Origin of the sequence: Collinsella aerofaciens (assembly GCF_964283865.1) — a bacterium.
Lineage (GTDB): Bacteria > Actinomycetota > Coriobacteriia > Coriobacteriales > Coriobacteriaceae > Collinsella.
Map to the genome: position 1 here is coordinate 13,078 of NZ_CAXYLS010000013.1, position 15,634 is coordinate 28,711.

The 15,634-nt window shown below is 62.2% G+C and carries 14 protein-coding genes; 11 read left to right on the forward strand and 3 right to left on the reverse strand.

Annotated elements, in window-relative coordinates:
- The first annotated feature begins 2 nt into the window (after window positions 1–2).
- The 4 genes from ACRX4W_RS07365 to ACRX4W_RS07380 are packed head-to-tail and all read left to right on the forward strand — an operon-like array spanning window position 3 to window position 2,737.
- Window positions 3–578, forward strand: a complete 576-nt coding sequence (locus ACRX4W_RS07365; protein WP_117773676.1) for an NADH-quinone oxidoreductase subunit B family protein — start codon at window positions 3–5, stop codon at window positions 576–578.
- Window positions 578–1,294 (forward strand): NADH-quinone oxidoreductase subunit C, encoded by a 717-nt coding sequence (locus tag ACRX4W_RS07370; protein ID WP_117773677.1) that lies wholly within the window; start codon window positions 578–580, stop codon window positions 1,292–1,294. Before ACRX4W_RS07365 ends, ACRX4W_RS07370 begins: the two co-directional genes overlap by 1 nt.
- 5 nt (window positions 1,295–1,299) lie before the next feature.
- Entirely contained in the window at window positions 1,300–2,388 is a 1,089-nt protein-coding gene (locus tag ACRX4W_RS07375; RefSeq protein ID WP_117773678.1) for a hydrogenase large subunit, read from the forward strand.
- A 7-nt stretch (window positions 2,389–2,395) separates the two neighbouring features.
- A complete protein-coding gene (locus ACRX4W_RS07380) occupies window positions 2,396–2,737 on the forward strand; it encodes a 4Fe-4S dicluster domain-containing protein (RefSeq protein ID WP_117773679.1) in 342 nt (113 codons plus the stop codon).
- A gap of 580 nt (window positions 2,738–3,317) precedes the next feature.
- On the opposite strand, the gene ACRX4W_RS07385 is transcribed toward ACRX4W_RS07380, so the two are convergent.
- Both ACRX4W_RS07385 and ACRX4W_RS07390 read right to left on the reverse strand, forming a co-directional pair.
- Entirely contained in the window at window positions 3,318–3,947 is a 630-nt protein-coding gene (locus ACRX4W_RS07385; RefSeq protein WP_117766276.1) for a response regulator, read from the reverse strand.
- Window positions 3,944–5,089 carry a sensor histidine kinase gene (locus ACRX4W_RS07390; RefSeq protein ID WP_432299860.1) on the reverse strand — a complete coding sequence of 382 codons (1,146 nt, stop codon included), beginning with the start codon at window positions 5,087–5,089 and terminating at the stop codon, window positions 3,944–3,946. Before ACRX4W_RS07390 ends, ACRX4W_RS07385 begins: the two co-directional genes overlap by 4 nt.
- A gap of 210 nt (window positions 5,090–5,299) precedes the next feature.
- Here ACRX4W_RS07390 and ACRX4W_RS07395 point away from each other — a divergent pair, with 210 nt between their 5' ends.
- The 6 genes from ACRX4W_RS07395 to ACRX4W_RS07420 all read left to right on the forward strand — a co-directional run bounded on the left by ACRX4W_RS07395 (window position 5,300) and on the right by ACRX4W_RS07420 (window position 13,628).
- Complete coding sequence (locus ACRX4W_RS07395; protein ID WP_432299862.1) at window positions 5,300–6,238, forward strand: ABC transporter ATP-binding protein; 939 nt, start codon at window positions 5,300–5,302, stop codon at window positions 6,236–6,238.
- A 9-nt stretch (window positions 6,239–6,247) separates the two neighbouring features.
- Entirely contained in the window at window positions 6,248–7,435 is a 1,188-nt protein-coding gene (locus ACRX4W_RS07400) for an ABC transporter permease (RefSeq protein WP_117766270.1), read from the forward strand.
- Window positions 7,422–8,627, forward strand: coding sequence for an ABC transporter permease (locus ACRX4W_RS07405; RefSeq protein ID WP_117637170.1), 1,206 nt, complete (start codon window positions 7,422–7,424; stop codon window positions 8,625–8,627). Before ACRX4W_RS07400 ends, ACRX4W_RS07405 begins: the two co-directional genes overlap by 14 nt.
- A 240-nt stretch (window positions 8,628–8,867) precedes the next feature.
- Complete coding sequence (locus ACRX4W_RS07410) at window positions 8,868–9,581, forward strand: ABC transporter ATP-binding protein (protein WP_117773681.1); 714 nt, start codon at window positions 8,868–8,870, stop codon at window positions 9,579–9,581.
- Window positions 9,582–9,589: 8 nt separating this feature from the next.
- On the forward strand, window positions 9,590–12,256 hold the full coding sequence (locus ACRX4W_RS07415; RefSeq protein WP_117839918.1) for an ABC transporter permease: 2,667 nt from the start codon (window positions 9,590–9,592) through the stop codon (window positions 12,254–12,256).
- Window positions 12,257–12,422: 166 nt separating this feature from the next.
- A complete protein-coding gene (locus tag ACRX4W_RS07420; protein ID WP_117839919.1) occupies window positions 12,423–13,628 on the forward strand; it encodes a DUF362 domain-containing protein in 1,206 nt (401 codons plus the stop codon).
- A gap of 131 nt (window positions 13,629–13,759) precedes the next feature.
- Here ACRX4W_RS07420 and ACRX4W_RS07425 read toward each other — a convergent pair whose 3' ends face one another.
- Complete coding sequence (locus ACRX4W_RS07425; RefSeq protein ID WP_117839920.1) at window positions 13,760–14,725, reverse strand: alpha/beta hydrolase; 966 nt, start codon at window positions 14,723–14,725, stop codon at window positions 13,760–13,762.
- 186 nt (window positions 14,726–14,911) lie between these two features.
- Here ACRX4W_RS07425 and trhA point away from each other — a divergent pair, with 186 nt between their 5' ends.
- Complete coding sequence (gene trhA, locus ACRX4W_RS07430) at window positions 14,912–15,595, forward strand: PAQR family membrane homeostasis protein TrhA (RefSeq protein WP_192934533.1); 684 nt, start codon at window positions 14,912–14,914, stop codon at window positions 15,593–15,595.
- Window positions 15,596–15,634: the final 39 nt, after the last annotated feature.

Consider the following 15,634-nt stretch of genomic DNA (forward strand, 5'->3'; position numbering starts at 1 on the left):
CCATGGATCATAAAATGTCGCGCTCGCCGTGGGTTATTCATTACGACGGCTCGAGCTGCAACGGATGCGATATCGAGGTGCTTGCTTCGCTCACGCCACTGTTCGACGCGGAGCGCTTTGGCGTGGTCAACACCGGCAACCCCAAGCATGCGGATATCTTTTTGGTGACGGGGTCGGTCAATGCCCAGAACCTGCCCGTCGTGCGCCAGATCTACAACCAGATGCTCGAGCCCAAGTGCGTGGTGGCCTGCGGCATCTGCGCGTGTTCGGGCGGCGTATTCCGCGATGCCTATAACGTGATCGGCGGCGTGGACCGCGCAATCCCCGTGGACGTGTACGCGCCCGGGTGTGCCATTCGCCCCGAGACCATGATCGATGCCATCGTGGAGGCGTGCGGCATCCTGGACCAGAAGGAGGCCGTGATGCGCGCCGGCGGCGATCCGCTTACCGTGGGCGGTGCCGCTACCTGGGACGGTGGTGTTGAGCTGGGCGAGGACGGGTTTGTGGCAGCTGCGGGGGCCGGCGACGCGACCGCCGGGAAGTCCGCCACGCCCGCCGCTGCAAAGGAGGCCGAGTAATGCAAAAGGCTATCTATACCACCGTCGGGATCGACGAGCTCCTGTCGCATGTCCAGGCGCTTAAGGGCGTCGGTGCACGCTTTGTGCAAATGCACGCCGAGCGCAGCGTCGACGACGGCTCGTATCGCTTGGTCTATACGTTTATCAACGTTCGTGCTGCTCAGAAGCATATTGCGCAGGACGGCAGCTATGCGATTGAGAGCCTGGTGGTCAAGGGCATCGATCAGTACCAGGAGATTCCGTCCATCAGCTCGTACTATCCGGCGGTATTTCCGTTTGAGAACGAAGCGCACGACCTGTTTGGGCTTGCCATCACCGACATGCAGATCGACTTTAAAGGCTTTTTCTACCAGGTTTCGACTGCCGAGCCCATGAGCGTTATCACGCCCGAGGTGAAGGCTGCGCGCGAGAAGGCCATGAAGGTCCGCGCGGCTGCCGAGGCCAAGGCGCGCAAAGCCGCGGCCGAGAAGGCCGCCGCGGCTGCGGCCGCTGCGGGGGAGGGCGTTGTGGGCGCTGGCGATGCTGCGGGCGCCTCTGCTCAGCCCGCTGCGGCAACCGGCTCCGATGCTCAGCACGATGAGGCTGCTGCGAAGGCCGCGCTCAAGGCCGCCGAGATGGAGGCAAAGCTCGCCGCCATGGATCCCGAGAAAGCGGCCAAGGTCCGCGCGGCGCTTGCCGCCAAGGCCGCCCGCGACAAGCAGAAAGAGGAGGCGTAAGGCCCATGGCACATCGCTCCGTTATTCCGTTTGGCCCGCAGCACCCGGTGCTGCCCGAGCCGCTTCATCTGGACCTGGTGATCGAGGACGACCGCGTCATCGAGGCAATTCCGCAGATCGGCTTTGTGCACCGCGGGCTCGAGAAGCTCACCGAAAAGCGCGATATGCATCAGTTTGGCTACATCGCCGAGCGCATCTGCGGCATTTGCGCCGTGGGCCACAGCTGCGGCTATGCCAGCGCCTGCGAACGCATGCTCGACATCGAGGTGCCCGGCCGCGTGCAGTATATTCGCACCATTCTGCACGAGCTTTCGCGCATCCACTCGCATCTGCTGTGGCTGGGCCTGCTCGCCGACGCCTTTGGTTTTGAGGCGCTGTTCTATCGGTCGTGGACCCTGCGCGAGCAGATTCTCAAGATCTTTGAGCGCACGTGCGGCGGGCGTGTGATTCTGTCGATTAACGAGATCGGCGGCCTTAAGCACGATATCGAGGACTCCGAGCTGGCGGGCATTGTCCAGACGCTCGACGCCATGCGCCCCGACTACGAGGCCCTGGTGCATACGTTTTTGGACGACGACAGCTGCGGCGAGCGTCTGCATGGCGTGGGCGTGATCAGCAAGAAGGACGCGCTGGAGCTTTCGATGGTCGGCCCGTTTGGGCGCGCCTCGGGCGTGGACTATGACGTGCGCATGTTTGGCGACGGCGCCTATGCGGATCTGGCTGCGTTTGAGCCAATTGTCGCTACCGATGGCGACTGCTATGCCCGCTGCCAGGTGCGTTGCGCCGAGGTCACGCAGGCTATGGACATCATCAAGGAGCTTGTGGGCAAGATTCCGCACGACGGTATCGGTGGGCGCACCAAGCTTACGCCAGCCGACGGCGCGCGCGGCGAGGTTGTGATTGAGCAGCCGCGCGGCGAGGCGTATTACTATGTGCGCGGCAACGGCACCAAGAACTTGGACCGTTTTCGCGTGCGCACGCCGACGTCGCAAAATCTGGCGGGTCTGACGCATGCGCTGCAGGGCGTGCTCATTGCCAACGTGCCCATGATTATCCTGACCATCGACCCCTGCATTAGCTGCACGGAAAGGTAGGCACGGCATGAGTTTGCTGACATTTGCCAAGACGGCCTTGGGTTCTATGGTCAAGCAGCCGGTAACGGTGCGCTATCCGCAGGAGAAGCTCGCGGCACCCGAGCGCCTGCGCGGGCATATCGTCAACGATATGGACGTGTGCATCTGCTGCGGCATGTGCGCGCGCCGTTGCCCGGCGGGTGCACTTGCGGTCGATCGCAAGGGCGGAACGTGGTCGATTGACCCGTATGCCTGCGTGGTGTGCGGTGAGTGCATCGAGAGCTGCCCCAAGCACTGCCTGACTATGGACACCGCCCGCACTCCAGTCGCAGCGGACAAGACTCCCACAGTAGAAACCAAACCGGAATAGCGCTGGAATAGAACTGGAATAGGGGCCGGTGGGGCAAAAATGCCCCACCGGCCCCGCGCGTGAACGCGTGTGCGGGCCGCCACGCGACCCGTCCAGCCCGAAAATGACCCGCCTGCCACGAAATGGGCCCATTTACTACTTTTGGGCGCCAATCCCCAGCCACGGCAAAAAATGTGAAAACAAAACCGCAGGTAGAACGCCTGCGGTTTTCCGGAAAACGGGGGTATGGTCGGGGGTATCGAGTCAAACGTAGTAGATGGGCAGGTTTCGTGGCGAGCGGTTCCAGCTGATCCCTTGGGAACGGAGGAAAACGGATCATTTTGGTCTCGCGAGGCTTGCGGAGGCGCTCGTGCAGGGCCGCCCGAACAAAACTATGCCGGTTTACTACGATGAACTCGACATTCCCGACCATGACTGCATTTTTCTAAATATCGCAAGCGTTCTACCTGCGGTTTTGGAAGCGCGCAATTTGCCGTGGTCGAAGGTGGGCGATTCATCGTAGTAAACCGACATAGTTTTGAAATGGCATTAAATCGATAGCAGCCATTTTGCTATGCCGGGGTGGTCGGTTGTTGGGTAATTACCCTCGCAGGTAGGCGATGGCGATCTGCGTGCGGTTGCGTAGGCCCATTTTGGCAAGGATCGAGCTGATGTGGTTGCGCACCGTGCCTTCGCCCATGTAAGCGGCGGCGGCAATCTCCTTGTTATCGAGGCCGCGGGCGATGAGCTCGGCGACTTCGAACTCACGGTCGGTCAGGCTGGCAAAGGCGGCGGGTCGGCGAGGCGTGCTGGCATCGGCGCCTGTCCCGTCAAAATCGATGTCCTCGATCGCCTTGCCCTCGAGCACGCGTTTGCCGTCCATGACCTGCGCCAACGCCGGTGGAATAGCGGCGACATCGGTTTTGATCAGGTAGCCGCGGGCGCCCAGCTTGAGCGCCGACACAATGTACTCGTCATCCGAGAATGTTGTCAGAAACACCACGCGCGCCGCAGGGTCGCGCTCGAGGATCTCGCGCGCCGCCGATAGGCCGTCGCGTCCCGGCATCTGAATGTCGAGCAGTGCAATATCGGGTGCGTGTTCGGCATAGAGCGAAACCGCGTCGTTGCCGTTGGCGCCGGTGCCCACTACCTCGATCTGCGGCTGGGCGCCCAGGATAATCTTGAGCGAATCGACCACTAGGCGGTCGTCGTCGACAACAATGAGCCTCATCGGGCCTCATCTCCTTGCTGTTTGGGGACGGTGGCAAACACGCGCCAGCCGCCGACGCCGGCGCGCGGGCCGGCGGTGAAGGTGCCGCCAAGCGCCTCGACGCGCTCGCGCATGGAGCCGAGCCCCATGCCCTCGGCGGCGCCGCGACCGCCCGTCTGGGTCCCGCCCATGCCATCGTCGGTAACGATGAGCTGGTAAAACGATGGATGCTCCATGCATCGCACAGCAACGTTTTGCGCGCGGGCGTGGCGCATGGTGTTGGATAGCGCCTCGCGCAGGACCGCCGCAAAGCAGTTGGCGACGTTTGCGGGCGCATGTTCGGTCATAACTTCAAGCTCAATCTGCGGGCCGCCGTCCGAGCGTGCGCCTTCAACAATGCGTTCGAGCTGCACGGAAAGATCGACGGCGTTGTCGTTGAGCGCGTGGACGCTGGTGCGCACAAGCTGGAGCGCCTCGTCAACGGTGTGCTTGACGTCGGCGAAATCGGCGGCGACGCCGGGTTCATCGGCGTGGACTATGCACAGGGCCTCGGTCTGCAGCGAGGTACGCGTGAGCTGGTGCCCGACGTTATCGTGGATCTCGCACGCGATGCGGGCGCGTTCGGCGAGCGTCGCGAGCTCGACTTCGTAGTCCTGGCGATCGGCAAGATCGCGGTTGCGCGCTTCGAGCGCGAGGGCTCGTTCCTGCAGCTCGTCGCGGGTGCGGCGCATGCGCTGCTGCTCGCGTTCCAACTGGGCGGTGCGCAGCGATAGCAAGGTAGCGGCAACCGAAAGGATGGCAGTCAGCAGGAGCGTTCGGGCGGTGAGCGCGTCGGTGCGAAGGTCCGCGACAAGCGCAAAGACAAAGGTGGCGCCAATGCCCAGCGCGGCCCAGGCGTGCTCACGGCGCACCCGCCGCGCGATGTCATAGAGGGCGAGAGGCGCAAACGGCACAAACGGCGGCACGAAGACAGCCGCGATGATGTAAGCGCAGCTCGCGGTCTCGCTCGCGCGCCGGGCGCTTTTCCCCTGCGCGAGCTCAGCCAGCGAGGTGGCAATAACGCCAAGGCAAAACGCCGCGACCAGGCGAGCGTCCACAGCAAGGCCCAGAGCGGCTGCGATACAGCACGCCAGCACAATCGATTTGTCGAAAAGCCTGTTCATACGGGTATTGTACGCGAAGCCGCGCGTGGTGGAGGGGCCGCCCGGGGCAACCGTGACATTCCTCCCGCGCGGCAAATCGGCGTCGATCGCTCGCGCGAGCGGGGGTTTCGCCTCCGCCCCCCTCACTCGTGACAAAGCTCACTGGTGCGCGCCGCCCGCTCCTGCGATGATGAAATCGTACCGGGCCACGACCAACAGAAGGGCCGCCTCATGACAGACATCGTCCATGTCGAAAACCTCGTCAAGCGCTATGACGATCTTATTGCGCTCGACCACTTTAACCTGAGCATCGCCCCCGGCGAGATCTTTGGCCTGCTGGGCCCCAACGGCTCGGGCAAGACCACGTCCATCAACTGTATCCTGCAGCTGCTCGCCTACGACAAAGGCACCATCGAGCTGTTCGGCGAGCCCATGACGCCCGCCCGCTACGACCTCAAGCGCCGCATCGGCGTGGTGCCGCAGCAGGTGGCGGTGTTTGACGAGCTCACGGTGCGCGAGAACATCGACTATTTCTGCAGCCTCTACGTTAACGACCGCAAGCGCCGCCGCGCGCTGGTGGACGAGGCGATCGACTTTGTCGGGCTGGGCGACTTTACCAAGTTTCGTCCCGGCAAGCTTTCGGGCGGACTGGCGCGCCGCCTCAACATTGCCTGCGGCATCGCACACAAGCCCGAGCTCATCTTCTTTGACGAGCCCACGGTGGCGGTCGACCCCCAGAGCCGCAACGCCATCCTGGAGGGCATCTGCCGCCTGCGCGACGAGGGCGCTACGGTGGTGTATACCAGCCATTACATGGAGGAGGTCGAGCAGATCTGCAGCCGCATCATGATCATGGACGGCGGCCGCGTGCTGGCGCAGGGCACCAACGACGAGCTTAAGCGCATGATCCAGATGGGCGAGCGCGTGACTGTTGAGGTCGGTGCCGTCGAGGCCGCCACGGTCGAGCGACTGCGCGCCCTCGAGCACGTGCTTTCGGTCGAGCTGTCCAGCGGCGAGCTCGTCTGCACCTGCGAGGCGAGTCCGCACAATCTGGTCGACATCCTCGACACGCTGCGTGCTGCCGACGTGGCGCTCGGCCGCGTGTGGAGCGAACCGCCGACCCTCAACGACGTGTTCCTCGAGATCACCGGCCGCGAGCTGCGCGACTAGGGGGCAGCCATGTTCAACACCATCATCACTACGGTCAAGACGCTGCTGCGCCGGCCGAGCACGTGGGTCTGGGGTGCTCTCTTTCCCGTCGCACTTTCCACGATGTTCATGTTTATGTTTGCTAACCTCAGCTCCGACGGCAAGATCGACCCGGTGCCGGTTGCCGTCGTGGCGGACGAGGCTTGGGACGCTTCGACCTTTAAGGGCGTGGCGACGTCGCTTGCCAAGGAAGACAACGATCAGCTGCTCGAGATCCACGAGTGCGAGGATGTGGACGCCGCGAACCGTGCGCTCAAGTCCGGCGAGGTCGCGGGCATCTATACGGTTGATGCCGCGGGCACGCCCAGGCTCACGCTGCTGTCGAGTTACGACAGCTCGCGCGCCTCGTCGGTGCTCACCGACCGCAGCATCCTTGAAACGGTGGCAAGCTCGTATACGCAAAATGTCGAGCTCATGCGCCAGATTGCCCAGGACAACCCGGCGGCGCTCGCCGATCCGGCGGCGGTTGCGCACGCCCTGTCGCTCGAGGGCGGAACCCGCCGCATGAGCCTGACTCGTGCCACGCCCGATGGCACGGTCATCTACTATTACGCGCTTTTTGGCCTGGTCGCGATGATGTCTGCCGAGTTTGCCGCCTTGAGCGTCGTCGATTTGCAGCCTAATCTGTCGGGCCTTGGCGCGCGCCGCTGCGTGGGCGGTCTTTCCAAGACGGCGTCGCTGGCCGGCATTTTTGTCGGCTCGTGGCTGGTTTCCTTTGCATCGATGGCGGTTGCGATCGGCTACGTGCGCCTGGTCGTGGGCGTCGACTTTGGCGGGCGCGAGGGGTTGTGCCTGCTGGGCGGGGCTGCATCCGCGCTTGCCGCCACGGGCCTGGGGCTTTTTGTGGGCACGCTTCCCGTTAAGGGCGGCAAGGCATCCAAGTCGGGCATCCTCACGGGCTTTGCCACCACGTGCGCCCTGTTTGCCGGCCTCTACGGCGAGCCGGCGATGGCGCTTGCCGACGACGTCGCCCGCGCTTGTCCGGTCGAGTGCTGGCTCAACCCCGTCAAGCTCATCTGCGACATGTTCAATCGCCTGTATTTCTTTGAGGACCTGGGGCCCTTCGCTGTTCGCGCCGGCGCGCTCGTCCTGATGGCCCTGGTGTTTGTCGCCGCCGCTACGCTGATCTTTGGAAGGAGCCGCTATGAGCACCTTTAAGACCGCGCTTCGCATGGCGCTGGCGCACCCGTTCTACCTGCTCATCTATACGGTGTTCATCTCGCTCATGGGCGTATTCATCGCGGCTTCGGTGAGCTGGAACTCGTCGCAGCTTACCGAGTACAAGCCCTACGACACCAACGTGATCGTGGTCGACCGCGACAATAGCGACCTTTCGCGGGCGCTTACCAAGCACCTGGGCTCACGCTTTGACCTGGTCACGGGCGTCGGCGACGACACATACGACCTTGCCGACGCGCTCTCCAAGAGCAACAGCGCCAAGGGCAGTGCCGATTGCGTGTTCTTTATCCCGGAGGGGTTTGAGGACGATCTTGTTGCAGCCGCCCGTGCGGGGGAGGCCCTGCCCAAGCTCGACGTGACCTATGGTTCCGGCACCATGGCGGCGGCGCTTTCGTCCGCCGAGGCCTCGCGCTGGATCTCGCTCGCGGGCGCTGCGGCGGCGCTTGAACCCGCTGCCTCCAACGGTGACGTCGCAAGGGCCGCCGAGCACGCGGCCGCAAAGCGCGCGGAGGTCCAGATCGAGCAGGTCAAGGTCGACTCGACTGCTGCTACCACGCTCGAGTCGTACTTCAACTTTGGCGCGTACGCGATCATCTCGTCGGTCATCGTGTCGGTGGGACTGGTGTTTTCGGGCATGAACGAGCCCGAGCGCGTGCGCCGCATGGATGCCAGCCCGGTCTCTGAGCGCCAGCGTTCGCTCGCTGTGTTCGCGGCCGCCGCCGTGCTCGCCGTCTGCATCTGGCTCGTGTCGAGCATGATGGGCGTCGTGGGCTTTGCCAGCGCGGTTGCCGAGGTCGGCGTGGGTCGCGTGTGCCTAGCGCTGGCGGCAACGTTTGCCCTGGCGTGCACGCCGCTGGCTGTTGGCTTTATGCTGTCGAGCCTGGGTGCGCGCGAGGAGCTGCTCAACGGTGTGGGCAACTTACTCGGCATGCTCATGACGTTTTTGGGTGGCGCCTGGATGCCGCTGTCGCTGATGGGTTCGGCCGTGCAGACGGTGGCGCACTTTGTGCCGACGTATTGGGTGAACGACGCGATCGGCAAGGCGCTTACCTCTGACCTGACGTCTGCCGCGCTGGACGACATCGCCTGCGACCTGGGCGTCACGGTGCTCTTCGCCGCCGCCATCGCCGCCGTAGGCCTAGCCCTCGCCCACAACAAATCCAGCGTCTAGCCACCTAGCCATTGGGGACAATCTTTGCCGATCCGCCGGCAGGGCTGGCAGGGACTGTCCCAATATGTCGGCACTTGGGGACCACTCATTGGGGACAGACTTAAATGAGCGATTTCACTCATTTAAGTCTGTCCCCAATGAGTAGGTTGGAAAATAGTTCGCGCACGTCGCTTAAAAATAGTTCGCCCGGGTTTACTATTAGCCTAGAAAAGTAGCAGAAGGCTAACAACGGGGGATAGCATGGCGACAAAGCGTGCCTACGTCCAGGTCAACGGACTCAAGAAACACTACGGCGACGGCGATGCGCGCCTGACGGTACTCGACGGCATCGACACGTCCATCAACCGCGGCGAGATCTGCGTCATGCTGGGGCCCTCGGGCTCGGGCAAGTCGACCTTTCTCAACCTGATCGGCGGCCTGGAGGATGCCGACGGCGGCTCCATCATGGTGGACGGCTGCGATCTCACGGCGCTCAAGCCCGCCGATCTGGGCGAGTACCGACGCCGCGAGCTGGGCTTTGTCTTCCAGTTCTACAACCTGGTGCCCGACCTTACCATCAAGGAAAACATCGAGGTCACGGCGCACCTGTCCAAAAACCCGCTCAATGTCGACGATCTGCTGCGTTCGCTGGGCCTCTACGAGCACCGCAACAAGTTTCCGCGCCAGGTCTCGGGCGGCCAGCAGCAGCGCTGCGCCATCGGTCGTGCGCTCGTCAAAAACCCGGGCCTGCTGCTGTGCGACGAGCCCACGGGCGCGCTCGACTACAAGACATCCAAGGAAATCTTGCAGCTCATGGAGGACGTCAACCGCACTTACGGCTGCACCATCATCATTGTCACCCACAATGCCGCCATCGCGCGCATGGCAAATCGCGTGCTGCGCCTGCGCGACGGGCGCATCGTCGAGGACGAGCTCAACGAGTCGCCCGTCGCGGCCGCCGAGCTCGATTGGTAGGCGGCGCCATGACACCTCTCGCAAAACGTCTCCCGCGCGAGCTGCGCCGCAATATCGGCAAGTACCTGGGCATCTTTTTGCTTATGTGCGGAAGCATCGCCCTCACGTCGGGCTTTTTGCTCGCGGCGCATTCCATCGGCTGCCTCATTGACGACATGCGCGACGACTACACGATTGAGGACGGCCGCGTGACTACCTCCTTCGAGGCCACCAAAGATCAGCTCAAGGCTGCCGAAGACGCGGCTGAGGACGTCGGCGGCGTTACGTTCTACAAGAATTTCTCCATCGACGCCATCATCAAAAAGGCGGCTGGCGACGACGGCACCAAGCGCACCCTGCGCACCTACGCGCATCGCACCAAGGTTGACATTGCGTCCTACTGCGAAGGCAGGCAGCCCAAGACGGACGATGAGGTGGCAATCGACCGTGTCTTCGCCACCAACAACGACCTCGCCGTGGGTGATAAGGTCGAGCTTGAGGGCCGCACCTACACCATCTGCGGCATCATGACCCAGCCCGATAGCCAGGCGCTGTTCCTCGACAATTCGGACTTTACGGTGAACACCATCACGTACGGCGTGGCCGAGGTCACCGACGCCGGCTTTGCCGCGCTTGAGGACGCCGGCGGCGCGCCTGCCTACACCTACTCCTTTACCTTTACCGATCGCGACCTCCCCACCGCGGATCGCATCGATGCGGAGCAGGATATGGTCGAGGCGCTGACCGATGCCGATGCGCGCGTGGACGATCTGATCGATGCCGATTCCAATCAGGGCATTGGCTATGCGCGCGACGACGTGGACGGCGACTCCATGATGTGGATGACGCTGCTCAACATTATCATCGTGATCATGGCGTTTGTCTTTGTGGTGCTCACCGACGCCACCATCGAGGAGGAGAGCGCCATCATTGGCACACTGCTCGCCAGCGGCTATCGCCGCCGCGAGATCGTGCTGCACTACCTGGCACTTCCCGCCATCGTGGGCGTGGTCGCGGCGCTTTTGGGCACCGCGCTCGGCGTCGCGTTCTTTACCGAGCCCATGCGCGGCCTCTATTACGGTTCGTACAGCCTGCCTCCCTTCCAGGTGTACTGGAGCTGGGAGATTTTTGTGAAGTGCGCCGTGGTTCCCGCTGCCGCGCTCATCCTCATTACGCTGGTGGGCCTGCTTCGCAAGATGGGCAAGACGCCGTTGCAGTTCCTTCGTCACGAGGCGAGCGGCAAATCGGGCACCAAGCGCGGCCTGCAGCTGCCGGAGCGCATGGGCTTTGTCTCGCGCTTTCGCCTGCGCATCTTCCTGCGCAACCTGGGCAACTTCGCCACGCTCTTCGTGGGCATTGCGTTTGCCTCGCTGCTGCTGCTCTTTGGCCTGGCGATTCTGCCCACGATGACGCATTACGCCGACAACCTCGAGACAAGCCTGGTCGCCGAGCACCAGTACACGCTCAAGGCTCCGCTAGAGCTTGAGGGTACTGCCGAGGAGCGCGGGCAGTGGGCGGCGCTCGAGCGCTTGCAGTCGGTGGATGGTGCGCTGCTCTCCGCCGCTCAGGATGCCAGCGACGAGCTCGATGACGCGGCCGATGCGGCGCAGACGGCAGCCGATGCCGCGACCGCATCTCCGTCTGCCGAGAGTCTGGCCGCAGCGCAGGATGCGCTCGCCAAGGTCCAGGACAAGAAAGATACGCTTTATACGCGCCTCGATGACCTTGCCGATGCCCTCGGCTGCGACCGCGACGAGGCTATCGACCTGATCGACAAGGCCTCTAAGATCGACACTGACAACGACGACATCCACCCGGTCAATTCGACCGACAACGGCGCGGGCGCAATCGCGCAGGCCGAGAAATATGCCGTCTACCAGCTGCAATACGACCGCGGCGATGGTAATGGCGAGGAGACGATTTCCGTCTACGGCATCTCGCCTGATTCGCGCTACTGGAAGGGCCTCAACATCGGCGACGGGCACGTCGTCTTTGGCGGCGGCCTGCTCGACAAGTTTGGCTGGAGCGAGGGCCAGAAGGTCGAGCTTCGCGACAAGTACGAGGCTCGGGATTATTCCCTTGAGTACGCGGGCAAGGGCTGCTCCTGGGGCTCAAAGTCGGACATGAATATCTATATGAGCATCGATGACTTTAACGAGCTGTTCGACAACGATGCCGCCTACTTCAACGGCTATGTGAGCAACGAGAAGCTCGACCTCGACGCGCGCTACTTTGCCGGCGACACCACGCCCGACGACATGCGCGCCGTGGGCGACCAGTTTATCGGCATGATGAGCAAAATGATCGGCATGATGGTCGGGCTCGCGGTGTTTATCTTCCTGCTGTTTATGTACCTGCTGACCAAGGCGGTGATCGACCACAGCGCCCGTTCGATCAGCTACATGAAAGTCTTTGGCTATCGCGATAGCGAGATCTCGCATCTGTACATCCGCTCGATCACGCTGTGCGTGGCGGTGTCACTCGTGCTGAGCCTGCCCGTGATCATTGGCTCGCTGACCGCGATTTTCCGCTCGATGCTGCTCGCCTACAACGGCAATATCGAGATCTACGTGCCCGCTTGGTCCATGGCTGCATGCATCGGCATCGGCTTTGCGACCTACCTGGTCGTGGCGCTGCTACACACGCGCTCCATCAAGCGCGTCAGCCTGGCCGAAGCCCTCAAGGTGCAGGAGTAGTCATCGGGGACAGTCTTTGCCGATTCGCTGGCCGGGCGGCAAGCACTCATTTAAGTCTGTCCCCAATGAGTGCCTAGCGACTCGGCGTTGTGCTTGACTTCAACCCCACTTCAACGGGTACCATCCTCTATGTCTGTAACGCCATATAGACCGAGGGGATAGATCTATGACCGCAACCGCACCCGCAGCACCGGCAAAGGTGTACTTCACCAACCTGCGCACGCATGCTCGCGAGAGCCAGCTCGACAAGCTCAAGCGCCTCATCCGCCGCGCTGGTATCGAGCGGATCGACTTTGAGAACAAGTTTGTCGCCATCAAGATTCACTTTGGTGAGCTGGGCAACCTGAGCTTTTTGCGCCCCAACTACGCCCGAGCCGTCGCGGACGTCGTGAAGGAGCTGGGCGGCAAGCCCTTCCTTACCGACTGCAACACGCTCTATGTGGGTAGCCGCAAAAATGCGCTCGAGCACATCGACACCGCCTACCAGAACGGCTTTACCCCGTACGCCACGGGCTGCCAGATCATCATCGCCGACGGCCTCAAGGGCACCGACGAGGCGCTCGTCCCGGTCGAGGGCGGCGAGTACGTGCGCGAGGCAAAGATCGGCCAGGCACTCATGGATGCCGACATCGTGATTAGCCTCACCCACTTTAAGGGCCATGAGCAGGCCGGCTTTGGCGGCGCCATGAAGAACCTGGGTATGGGCGGCGGTAGCCGTGCCGGCAAGATGGAGCAGCACGCCGCTGGCAAGCCGAGCGTCGATACCACCAACTGCGTTGGCTGCCGTGCCTGCGAGAAGATATGCGCGCACAGCGCCATCACGTTTGACGGTACGCGTGAGCGCGAGCTTGCCAACGGCAGCACTCGCACGGTTCATGTGGCTGCCATCGACCACGATCGCTGCGTGGGCTGCGGACGCTGCATTGCGGCGTGCAACCAGGACTGCATCAAGCCCGACTATGATGCCGCGGCCGACGTACTCAACTACAAGATCGCTGAGTACACCAAGGCCATCGTCGACGGCCGCCCGAGCTTCCACATCTCGCTCGCCATGGACATCAGCCCCAACTGCGACTGCCATCCCGAGAATGACACGCCCATCGTCAACGACATCGGCATGTTCGCGAGCTTCGACCCGGTCGCCATCGACCAGGCCTGCGCCGACGCCGTCCTGGCGTCCGAGCCGCTGCCTAACACCGAGCTTACCGACAGCGCGGCCAAGATGGAGCATAATCACGAGCATCTGGAGGGCGAGCAGGCCAAGGATCCCTTCTGCATCACGCATCCCGACACCGACTGGCGCGCGTGCATCGCGCATGCCGAGAAGATTGGCCTGGGCACGAGCGAGTACGAGCTCATCGAGGTCAAATAGCGCCTAGCTATTGGACATATCAAGCGCTTTTGTAGCGCAACGTTAGTAAAAACCGCCCGTGAGCACAGCGCCCACGGGCGGCTTTTTGGAAGTGCTAGGGGCCAGATAGACCAGTAAACCGTACTATTTGCTTAAAAATTCTTGTCGAGGAACTCGTCGACCGTATTCCAGTAGAGCTCGGGGTCAACTTGCGCGCTCTTGGCGTGGGTGGCGCCATGGATGGTGAGCTTTTGCTTGACCTTGCTGGCGCACACGTCGTAGTTTTGGTCGAGCATGTCGTACGGCACAAAGGTGTCCTGGTCGCCGTGGATGAACAACATGGGAACCGTCGCGTGTTTGAGTTGCTCCACACTGCTCGCCTTATGAAAGTCGTAGCCCGCGCGCACGTTGCACACCAAGTTTGCTACATCGAGCAAGGGAAAACTGGGCAGGCCAAATACATCCTTGAGCTGCAGGGAAAACTCGTCCCAAACGCTTGTATAGCCGCAGTCCTCGATAATGCATTTCACATTTGCGGGCAGAGATTCCCCCGCTACGTTCATGGCAGTCGCCGCGCCCATCGACTCGCCAAAGACCAGGATGCGCGCCTTGGGATCGGCCGCAACAATCCGCCCGATCCACGCGACGACATCGAGTCGCTCGGGCCAGCCCATGCCGATGTAGTCACCGCCGGAACGCTCGTGGGCGCGGGCGGCGGGTGCGAGTACGTTCATGCCGCGGTCGTGGAATCGCTTGACGTATCGGGCCATACCGATGGGCTCGTTGGTATATCCATGCAGGCAGACGGCGTAGTCGTGCGTGCTCTCCGACGCAGCATAATACCAGGCGGCAAGCTCGGTCCCGTCATCTGCGGTGAGGCTGCTGCTCTCGCGGTTTTCCTTAAACCACGCCCGTGCCTCGCCCTCCTCGGCGTCAATCTGCTCGCCCTTTTCGGCGTCCTTGCCGTCCTGCATCATCTTCATGGTGTATGGCGCGCGGGGATTCAGCGCGAAGTCAAACAGAAAGTTGCCGGCAAACCCCAGCAGCGCGACAACGACTACCAACGTAACAATGCCGGCTATCTTGAACTTTCGATGGGGGCGTGCGCTTTGAGGCATTTACGGTTCTCCTTAAAGATGTTAATACATCAACATTTAATGCAAGCGCATTATGGACGTTCACCGTTGATGCGTCAACAGGCAAAGAATGGGTAAACAAAGGGTCACGTATGGTGCAAATTTCGCACGCACCCAGACGCTTTGATATAGTGTTGAGAACTCTTTACGTTGGAGGATGTAACCGGCATGTCCGATTCGAGCGACAGTTCTAAGCCGCGACCCAAGACCGCGGCCGTTCCACACTACACGGTGGGTGAGGAGATCATGAACTCCGTCACCCATGGTGTCGGCTGTCTGCTGGGTATCGCGGGCCTGGTGCTCCTGATTGTATTCGCTGCCCTGCGCGGCGGAGGCCCGGCCCACATGGCTGCGGCAATTGTCTATGGCGTCAGCATTATCCTCGAATACCTAGCCTCCACGCTCTACCACGCGATTCAGCCCGCGCGCGCCAAGCGCGTGTTTCGCATCATCGACCACAGCTGCATCTACTTGCTTATTGCCGGCAGCTATACGCCGTTTTGCCTCATCACGCTCGCAAACGACGGCGGCCCTGCGCTGTTCTTTGCCGTATGGGCCATCGCCATTATCGGCATCGCCCTCGAGTGCTTTATGCGCGAACGTCAACCGCACTGGGTAAGTGGCCTGGTCTACTTGCTGATGGGCTGGCTCGTTGTCTTTAAGCTGCCCGAACTTGTGGCACTGCTCAACCCCGTGGCACTTGCCCTGCTCGCCGTCGGCGGCGTGTGCTACACCGCGGGCGTGCCGTTCTATATCGCCAAAAACGTGCGCTATCTGCACAGTATTTTCCACTTGTGGGTGCTCGCCGGCAGCATCTTCCAGTTCATGGCGGTGATCCTCTTCGTAATCTAGCGACCGCGCCCATGCCCTCGCTTCCACGGGCGACCGGCG

Coding starts and splice junctions, on each gene's coding strand:
- ACRX4W_RS07380 (WP_117773679.1), top strand. CDS start 2,396: ATGAGTTTGCTGACATTTGCCAAGACGGCCTTGGGTTCTATGGTCAAG.
- ACRX4W_RS07375 (WP_117773678.1), top strand. CDS start 1,300: ATGGCACATCGCTCCGTTATTCCGTTTGGCCCGCAGCACCCGGTGCTG.
- ACRX4W_RS07390 (WP_432299860.1), bottom strand. CDS start 5,089: ATGAACAGGCTTTTCGACAAATCGATTGTGCTGGCGTGCTGTATCGCA.
- ACRX4W_RS07395 (WP_432299862.1), top strand. CDS start 5,300: ATGACAGACATCGTCCATGTCGAAAACCTCGTCAAGCGCTATGACGAT.
- ACRX4W_RS07410 (WP_117773681.1), top strand. CDS start 8,868: ATGGCGACAAAGCGTGCCTACGTCCAGGTCAACGGACTCAAGAAACAC.
- ACRX4W_RS07400 (WP_117766270.1), top strand. CDS start 6,248: ATGTTCAACACCATCATCACTACGGTCAAGACGCTGCTGCGCCGGCCG.
- ACRX4W_RS07365 (WP_117773676.1), top strand. CDS start 3: ATGGATCATAAAATGTCGCGCTCGCCGTGGGTTATTCATTACGACGGC.
- trhA (WP_192934533.1), top strand. CDS start 14,912: ATGTCCGATTCGAGCGACAGTTCTAAGCCGCGACCCAAGACCGCGGCC.
- ACRX4W_RS07370 (WP_117773677.1), top strand. CDS start 578: ATGCAAAAGGCTATCTATACCACCGTCGGGATCGACGAGCTCCTGTCG.
- ACRX4W_RS07425 (WP_117839920.1), bottom strand. CDS start 14,725: ATGCCTCAAAGCGCACGCCCCCATCGAAAGTTCAAGATAGCCGGCATT.
- ACRX4W_RS07385 (WP_117766276.1), bottom strand. CDS start 3,947: ATGAGGCTCATTGTTGTCGACGACGACCGCCTAGTGGTCGATTCGCTC.
- ACRX4W_RS07420 (WP_117839919.1), top strand. CDS start 12,423: ATGACCGCAACCGCACCCGCAGCACCGGCAAAGGTGTACTTCACCAAC.
- ACRX4W_RS07415 (WP_117839918.1), top strand. CDS start 9,590: ATGACACCTCTCGCAAAACGTCTCCCGCGCGAGCTGCGCCGCAATATC.
- ACRX4W_RS07405 (WP_117637170.1), top strand. CDS start 7,422: ATGAGCACCTTTAAGACCGCGCTTCGCATGGCGCTGGCGCACCCGTTC.